The organism is Streptomyces sp. NH27 (assembly GCF_056859195.1).
Map to the genome: position 1 here is coordinate 1 of NZ_JACEGK010000385.1, position 7,613 is coordinate 7,613.

Annotated in this window: 9 protein-coding genes; 2 read left to right on the forward strand and 7 right to left on the reverse strand. The window is 70.0% G+C overall.

Annotated features, from left to right (window positions below):
- From ureC to AC13HU_RS26595, 5 genes are all read right to left on the reverse strand, one after another.
- On the reverse strand, positions 1-1,723 hold a 1,723-nt coding region (ureC, locus tag AC13HU_RS26575), incomplete at its 3' end, for an urease subunit alpha (protein WP_483044488.1).
- Positions 1,723-2,178, reverse strand: coding sequence for an urease subunit beta (locus AC13HU_RS26580; protein WP_483044489.1), 456 nt, complete (start codon positions 2,176-2,178; stop codon positions 1,723-1,725). The genes AC13HU_RS26580 and ureC, both read right to left, overlap by 1 nt.
- Positions 2,175-3,119, reverse strand: coding sequence for a sirohydrochlorin chelatase (locus AC13HU_RS26585; RefSeq protein WP_483044490.1), 945 nt, complete (start codon positions 3,117-3,119; stop codon positions 2,175-2,177). Before AC13HU_RS26585 ends, AC13HU_RS26580 begins: the two co-directional genes overlap by 4 nt.
- A gap of 4 nt (positions 3,120-3,123) precedes the next feature.
- Entirely contained in the window at positions 3,124-3,429 is a 306-nt protein-coding gene (locus AC13HU_RS26590; protein ID WP_483044491.1) for an urease subunit gamma, read from the reverse strand.
- A gap of 51 nt (positions 3,430-3,480) precedes the next feature.
- Positions 3,481-4,440, reverse strand: coding sequence for an urea transporter (locus AC13HU_RS26595; RefSeq protein ID WP_483044492.1), 960 nt, complete (start codon positions 4,438-4,440; stop codon positions 3,481-3,483).
- A 217-nt stretch (positions 4,441-4,657) separates the two neighbouring features.
- On the opposite strand from AC13HU_RS26595, the gene AC13HU_RS26600 reads away from it, so the two are divergent.
- Positions 4,658-5,131: a fluoride efflux transporter FluC gene (locus tag AC13HU_RS26600; protein ID WP_483044493.1), complete on the forward strand. Its 474-nt coding sequence runs from the start codon at positions 4,658-4,660 to the stop codon at positions 5,129-5,131.
- Between the two features lie 2 nt (positions 5,132-5,133).
- Positions 5,134-5,505 carry a fluoride efflux transporter FluC gene (locus AC13HU_RS26605; RefSeq protein WP_483044496.1) on the forward strand — a complete coding sequence of 124 codons (372 nt, stop codon included), beginning with the start codon at positions 5,134-5,136 and terminating at the stop codon, positions 5,503-5,505.
- An 80-nt stretch (positions 5,506-5,585) separates the two neighbouring features.
- On the opposite strand, the gene AC13HU_RS26610 is transcribed toward AC13HU_RS26605, so the two are convergent.
- The gene (locus AC13HU_RS26610; protein WP_483044494.1) at positions 5,586-6,449 is read right to left on the reverse strand and encodes an ABC transporter permease; all 864 of its coding nucleotides are present in this window, start codon (positions 6,447-6,449) and stop codon (positions 5,586-5,588) included.
- Positions 6,446-7,537 carry an ATP-binding cassette domain-containing protein gene (locus tag AC13HU_RS26615; RefSeq protein ID WP_483044495.1) on the reverse strand — a complete coding sequence of 364 codons (1,092 nt, stop codon included), beginning with the start codon at positions 7,535-7,537 and terminating at the stop codon, positions 6,446-6,448. Before AC13HU_RS26615 ends, AC13HU_RS26610 begins: the two co-directional genes overlap by 4 nt.
- Positions 7,538-7,613: the final 76 nt, after the last annotated feature.

Below are 7,613 nucleotides of genomic sequence, written 5' to 3' on the forward strand. Positions count from 1 at the left end.
AGACCAGGAAGAACAGGTGGTTGAGGGGCAGTTCGGCGGCCGGATCGATGGTCGCGACCTTGCCGTTGAGGGTGACCTTGAAGGTCTCGGGGTCGATCTTGATCTCCGGCAGCTCGCTGTTGCGCACCATGTTGTGCTTGCCGATGGTGCGGGTACGCCCGACCGGCAGCACCTTGCGCTGAAGCCCCAGTTCCGCCGGGACCCCGGCGGCGATGCCGGCCTGCGACATGAACGTCACGTGCGTGGACTGCAGGGCCTTGCCGTACTGCCCGAACATCGGCCGGTAGATCACCGGTTGGGGTGTCGGCAGCGAGGCGTTGGGGTCGCCCATCTGGGCCCAGGAGATGATGCCGCCCTTGATCACCATCTTCGGCTTGGCACCGAAGGAGTGGATCGGCCAGAGCACGATGTCGGCCAGCTTGCCCTTCTCGATCGAGCCGATGTGGTCCGAGATGCCGGTGGCGATCGCCGGGTTGATGGTGAGCTTCGCGAGGTAGCGCAGCACCCGCTGGTTGTCGTTGCGCTCGGAGTCGCCGTCGAGCGGGCCGAACTTGTCCTTGCAGTGGTGCGCGGTCTGGAAGGCACGGGTGACCGACTCCCCGACCCGGCCCATGGCCTGGGAGTCGGAGGAGAACATGCTGATCACGCCGAGGTCCTGCAGGACGGTCTCGGCGGAGATCGTCTCGGCCCGCACCCGGCTGTCCGCGAACGAGACGTCCTCGGGGATGTCACGGCTGAGGTGGTGGCAGACCATCACCATGTCCAGCAGTTCGTCCACGGAGTTCTTGGTGTACGGCAGCGTCGGGTTGGTCGAGGAGGGCAGGATGTTGGGCTCGCCCGCGACCCGCATGATGTCCGGTGCGTGACCGCCGCCGGCGCCCTCGCTGTGGAAGGTGTGGATGGTGCGGCCGTCGATCGCCGAGCGGGTGTCCTCGAAGAAGCCGGACTCGTTGAGGCTGTCGGTGTGGATCGCCACCTGCACGTCGTACCGGTCGGCCACGCTGAGCGCGTTGTCGATCACCGCGGGGGTGGCGCCCCAGTCCTCGTGCACCTTCAGCACGCACGCGCCGGCGACGATCTGCTCGTCGAGCGCCTCCGGCAGGCTGCCGTTGCCCTTGGCCATGATGCCGATGTTCACCGGCAGGCCCTCGACCGACTGCAGCAGCCGCGCGATGTTGTACGGGCCGGGGGTGCAGGTGGTGCCGTTCGTGCCGTCGGACGGGCCGGTGCCACCGCCGATCAGCGTGGTGATGCCGTTGGTGAGGGCCTGTTCCGCCTGCTGCGGGGCGACCAGGTGCACATGGCTGTCGATGGCGCCCGCGGTGGCGATGAGGTGCTCGCCGGCGATGGCCTCGGTGCCCGGCCCGATGACCAGGTCGGGGTGGACGTTGTTCTGCGTCTGCGGGTTGCCCGACTTGCCGATGCCCGCGATCATCCCGTCCTTGATGCCGATGTCGCACTTGACGACTCCGACGATCGGGTCGATGACCACGACATTGGTGATGACGGTGTCCAGGGCACCCTGGTTGGAGGTCGCCTGCGGGTCGGAGGCCATGCCGTCCCGCATGGTCTTGCCACCCCCGTAGAGGACCTCGTCGCCGTACTGGCCTTCGCTGAAGTCCTTCTCGACCTCGACGATGAGGTTGGTGTCCGCCAGGTAGAAGCGGTCACCGACGGTCGGACCGAACATGTCGGTGTACTGCTTGCGGGGCAGGATCGGCATCAGTGCGAACCCTTCTTCTGCTGGGACTTCTTGGTGGCCTTCGTGTTCGTCCCGGCCGTGCCGGAGTCGGCGCCCGCCTGCTCCTGGGCACCCTGGAAACCGCGCTCGATCGCCTTGCGCACCGCCTCGACCCTGACCGGGTGCGAGGCGGTGCTGCCGTTGAGCAGCCCGCTGAAGCCGACGAGCCGGCCGGTGCCGGCGTACTCGCACAGCTCGACCTCCTTCGTGTCGCCGGGTTCGAAGCGCACGGCGGTGCCGGCCGGGATGTTGAGGTGCATGCCGAGCGCCTGTTGCCGGTCGAACAGGAGCGCCGAGTTCGCCTCGAAGAAGTGGTAGTGCGATCCGACCTGGACCGGCCGGTCACCGGTGTTGCTGACAGAGAGCTTGACCGTGCGGCGGCCGGCGTTGATCTCGATCGGACCTTCGCCGTACAGGTACTTCTGACGGAACGTCATGCCGTACTCCTGTTGACTTGGCCCGCACCAGGGGCGGGCGGATGGTGATGCGCCGGCGGGTGCTGATGCGCGTGCGCGTGGGGGTGACCGTGCTCGTGCTCGTGCTCCCGCGGGTGCCCGAGGCCGTGGCTGTGGCCGTGTTCATGACCGTGGCCGTGTTCATGGCCGTGCCCGTGGTCGTGGTCGTGCCCGTGGTCGTGGTCGTGTCCGCCGGGGCCGTGGGTGTGGGCGTAGCCGTGGTCGGCGGCGTAGCCCAGCGCGGCCGCGACGCCGTCGTCACCGTGCTCGGTCCATCGGCGGCGGGCGTCGGCGACGCGCTCGGCGAGCACCCGGGCCAACGCCGCCGGCGAGAGCAGCGGACCGTGCCGGTGGACCCGCACCTCCGCGTCGCCGGGGATCTCGGGCGATACGAACGCGGCGGGCAGCAGCGTCACGACGGAGGCACCGAGCCGCGCGCAACGGCGTACGCCCTCGGCCGGATCGGGCTCGCCGCCGATGAACGCGACCTCGACCAGCGGGTGGCCGCCGTGCCGGCCGACCAGGCTGCCGACCCGGTACAACTCGGCGTCGTCGAACGGGTCCCCGGACGGCGCGGTGAGCAACAGGGCGCTGTCCACGGGAATCCGGCCCGCCGCCGCCCGCAGCCAGGACACCAGGTGCTGCGTGGTGCCGAAGGGCTCGGCGAGCACCGTGCCGTGCCGTTCGCCCTCGGGAAGCGCCCGCAGGGTACGGGCGGTGTCCGCGACGAGGTCCGGGTTCCGGCCCAGCGACATGGGGACGACGCACACCTGCTCGCCCTGTCCCCGCAACCGCGTGACACACCGGAACAGGTCCCGACCGCTGCTGACGACGGGCACCTCGGGCCCGACCGACTCGGACAGCGCCTGCCCGGAACCGGCCTCGTGGCCGCGGACGGCGACCACCCGGCAGCGCTCGGACACGCGGTCAGCCGCCGATGGGATCGTGGCAGGACACCAGCTTGGTGCCGTCCACGAAGGACGCCTCCACCTGGAGCAGCCCGAGCATGTCGCGCACGCCCGGCATGGCGTCGTCCGCTCCGACGACGTGCCGCCCGAGTTCCATGCAGTCGGCCACACTCTTGCCGTCCCTGGCGGCCTCCAGAATCGCCTCGGTGATGAGCGCGACGGACTCGCTGTAGTTCAGCTTGAGACCGCGGCTCTGGCGTTTCCTCGCCAGATCGGCCACCACGTACACCAGAAGTTTGTCTACCTCGCGGGGGGCGAGATTCACGTCGGTACCTTCCTCGGGAAGTCCAGCAGGGAAAGGCGGGTTCGCGGGCGGTCAGTCGCTCGGCCGAAAACGCGTCAACAGCGGAACGGCCGCCATGAACGCCCAGGTCGTAAGGATGAACGGCCAGGTGAAGGTATGGCCGTTGAACGTCTTGAAAAACGCCGTCAGCGCCGCTGTCACAGCCGTGGTGACCGCAGCGGCGATGAGGGTGTACACGCCGTTCCACACCGTGGCGGCGAGAAGGACGGCGCCCATGGCAATCGCGACGAGAACGGCGTTGTAGCCGTAGATGCCGTTGGAGATCGACGACGCCGGAGCGCCCAGGGCCCAGGCCGCGAAGATCCCCACGGCGCTGCCGGCCGCCGCCCAGAGCAGCACGCGGACTCCGGCGCAGGCCAGGCCGGCCAGCATGATGAGTCCGACGTACCACTTGTCCACCAGGAAAACCTGCGCCACGTTGGTGAACAAGGCGTGCCACAGGTCGTGCCAGGACAGCGCCCTGCTTCCCGTGGTGCTGAACCCCGCGGGAGGGGCGCCGTGCCAGACCCGGCTGAAGGACGGCGCGGCGACCACCACGACCCCGGAGACCAGGCAGAACGGTGCGGTGAGCGCGGTCAGGCCGTACGGCTTGAACAGGGTGGTGAGCGTTGCCATCAGGACGGTGCACATGATCGCGCCGACGACGGCGAGCACGTAGGTGGACGGGTGGGCGCCCAGCAAGGAGACCAGGGCGATCCCGGTGAGACAGCCGGAGTAGCCCTGCAGGCCGAGCCCGATGCTCGACCGGTCGACCCCCGCGACATAGGCGGCGGCAGTCGATACGAGCGTGCCGATCGTCGCGAACAGCCCGATCCGCCAGCCCGCGGCCCACAGCCCGGCCAGGATGAACGCGCCGGTCCAGATACAGGGCTGGAGGTCGACCTGGCCCACACCGCGCAGGCTTGCCACGAGGAAGCCGTGCGGCTGTTTTCTCTCGATCCTCCGGAGGAAATCCGGTTCTGCGATGAGCAAGAGAAAACCCCAGCCTTGATCGGAATACCGGTGAGCAGCTGAATGCCCCAGAAGAAGACCGAGACCGGGGGCCGTCGAAACATCGTGGCAGCATCGTGACATCGAATATGCGGCCCGCCCTGGAACGACCGCGAAAAATTACCCGCTCGGAGCAAAAGCACGTTGCCCGGAGCGAATATGCGACAAGCCGGCCCGGAAAATCTGCCAATGTGACGGAATGCCACAGAAGATCGCCATGAGACGCCGCGACCATCCGGACCACCATCCTGGAGCCCAGTTGCCGGTGGTGGCGGCCGTCGCGGTCGGCGGGGCCGCGGGCGCGTGCGCGCGCTTCGGCGCCGAGCGAATGTGGCCGGACTACCGCCCGCCGGACTTCCCCTGGACGATCCTGCTGATCAACACGACGGGCTGCTTCCTGATGGGCATCCTCATGGCGACCGTCAAGTTCGGCTTCCCCAACGCGCCCCGGCTGATCAGCCCGCTGCTCGGCACCGGGGTGCTCGGCGGCTTCACGTCGTTCTCCCACTACACCGACAACGTGCGGCTGCTCTTCGACCGGGGGCAGACCGGCTACGCGGTGGCGGACCTGCTGCTGACGACGGCGGCGTCGCTGACCGCGGTGACCGTCGGGGTGCTCGGCACCCGCGCGCTCCTGGCCCGCGGGCGGGCCGCGGGAGGTGGCGGGCGATGACGGTGACCGACTGGCTGCTCGTGGTGGCCGGCGCGCTCGCGGGGGCGCCGATCCGCTACCTGCTGGGCGCCGAGGCGAACCACCGCCTGTCCAGCGGCTTCCCGCTGGGGACCTTCGCCGCCAACGCCGCCGCGTCACTGCTGCTCGGCTACCTGGTGCGCACCGGCATGGGCACCCACCTCACCCCCGAACGCACCTTTCTGCTCGGCACGGGTTTCTGCGGCGCGCTGTCCACGTGGTCGACGTTCTCCTACGAACTGCTGACGCTCACCTCCAAACGGAGGCTGCTCACCGCGGCGGCCTATCTGATCATCAGCGTGGGGATGGGCGTGGGACTGTCCTACGCCGGGGCCGCGGCGGCGCAGGCGTTCTGAGTACGGGTACGGGCGCGGGTCAGGTCAGCAGGGCGGCAGCGGGGCGGCGAGGCGGCGAGTGAGTCGGTCGCGGCCGAACGTCATACCGCTCTGCGGTAGAGCCACACGCCGAGCGGTGCGAAGACCGCGACGATGCCCGCGTCCCAGGCGAGTGCCTGCCAGACATCGTTGACGGTCGGCCCGCCGAGCACCAGGGCACGGACCGCCTCGGCGGTGCGGGACACCGGCTGGTGCTGCGCGAACGCCTGGAGCCAGCCGGGCATGGTGTTGACCGGGATGAAGGCCGCGGAGGCGAAGACCAGCGGGGCCAGTACCGGGAAGGCCGCGGCCTGGGCGGTCTCGGGGTCGCCGACGGCCATGCCGACCACCGCGAAGATCCACGACATCGCGAAGCCGAAGGCCAGGACCAGCAGGATGCCGCAGAGGAATGCCGGCACGCCGGCGTGGATACGGAAGCCGATGGCGAAGCCCACCGCCGTCATCAACATCACGACGAAGACGTTCCGCACCAGGTCCGCCATGGTCCGGCCGACCAGCACCGCCGATCTGGCCATCGGCAGCGACCGGAACCGCTCCATCAGCCCGGTCTGCATGTCGGTGGCCAGGCCGATCGCGGTGTTCATGGCGCCGAAGACGGCGGTCTGCACGAAGATGCCCGGGATCAGGAAGTCGACATAGCTCACCCCGTGCAACGCCGGGGCGACGACTCCGCCGAAGACGTAGCGGAACATCAGCACGAAGACCAGCGGCTGGATGGTGGAGAACACCAGCAGCCGGGGCACCCGGCGCAGCCCGATCAGGTTCCGCCAGGCGACGGCCAGGCCGTCCTGGCCGGTCCGTACCAGGCGCGACCAGGGCCGGGTGGAGGGTTCAGGCGACAGGGCGCCGCCGGTGTCCGCGCTTCCGTGCTCCCCGTGCCTGCGAAAGACGGCGGTCCCGGTCATGACGCCGCGCCCGCGGACGACGCGCCCCCACCGGACGGCGGAGCACCACCGGACGACGCGCCCCCACCGGACGGTGGGTCGTCACCGGTCGGCGGGGCGCCATCGGGAGGCTTGCCGCCATTGGCCGGCGGGCCGGCGCCGGTCGCGCCCGGCGCGCTGCGGTGCCCGGTGAGCTGTAGGAAGACGTCGTCGAGGCTGGGTTCCCTGACCGCGACGGCGGCGGGCACCAGGTCGTGCTCGTCCAGCGCGCGCAGCACACCGAGCAGCGGCCGGGACCCCTCGCGCGAGACCAGCCGCAGCCGGACACCGTCTGCGTCGGGCGGCTCGGGGAGCCCGCCCCTCAGCACGTCGGCCGCCTGCACGGCCCGCTCGGGCTCGCCCATGTCGAGCTCGATGACCGTGTTGCCCAGGTTGGCCTTGAGCAGCTCGGGGGTGTCGTCGGCGATGGCCCGGCCGTGGTCGATGACGACGACCCGTTCGGCGAGCTGGTCCGCCTCCTCCAGGTACTGGGTGGTGAGCAGCACCGTCGTGCCATCGGCCACCAGCTGGCGGATCATCTCCCACAGCGCGATACGGCTCTGCGGGTCGAGGCCGGTGGTCGGCTCGTCGAGGAAGAGCACCGGCGGGTCGGGGACCAGCGCGGCGGCGACGTCCAGGCGTCGGCGCATACCGCCGGAGTAGGTGCGGGCGGGGCGGTCACCGGCCGCCGTCAGGTCGAAGCGCTCCAGCAGTTCGCCGGCGCGCTGCCTGATCCGGGAGCGCCGTACGTGGGTGAGGCGGCCGATCAGCCGCAGGTTCTCCCGGCCGGTGAGGTTCTTGTCCACCGCCGCGTACTGCCCGGCCAGCCCGATCAGGTTCCGTACGGTGACGGCTTCGCGTACGACGTCGTGCCCCAGCACCTCGGCGCGCCCGCTGGTGGGGCGCACGATCGTGGTCAGGATGCGGATCGCGGTGCTCTTGCCCGCTCCGTTGGGCCCCAGCAGACCGAAGACCGTGCCGGGCTCGACGTCGAAGTCCACCGAGTCGAGCGCCGTCACGGAACCGAACTGCTTGCTGAGGCCGGAGACGCTGATTGCTGCCTGGTCCACGGGACCACCTCGATCGGCGTAGCGGATCTCCCCTCCGCCTCCATTCTCACTCCGTGCGAGCGGGACCGCAGAGGGG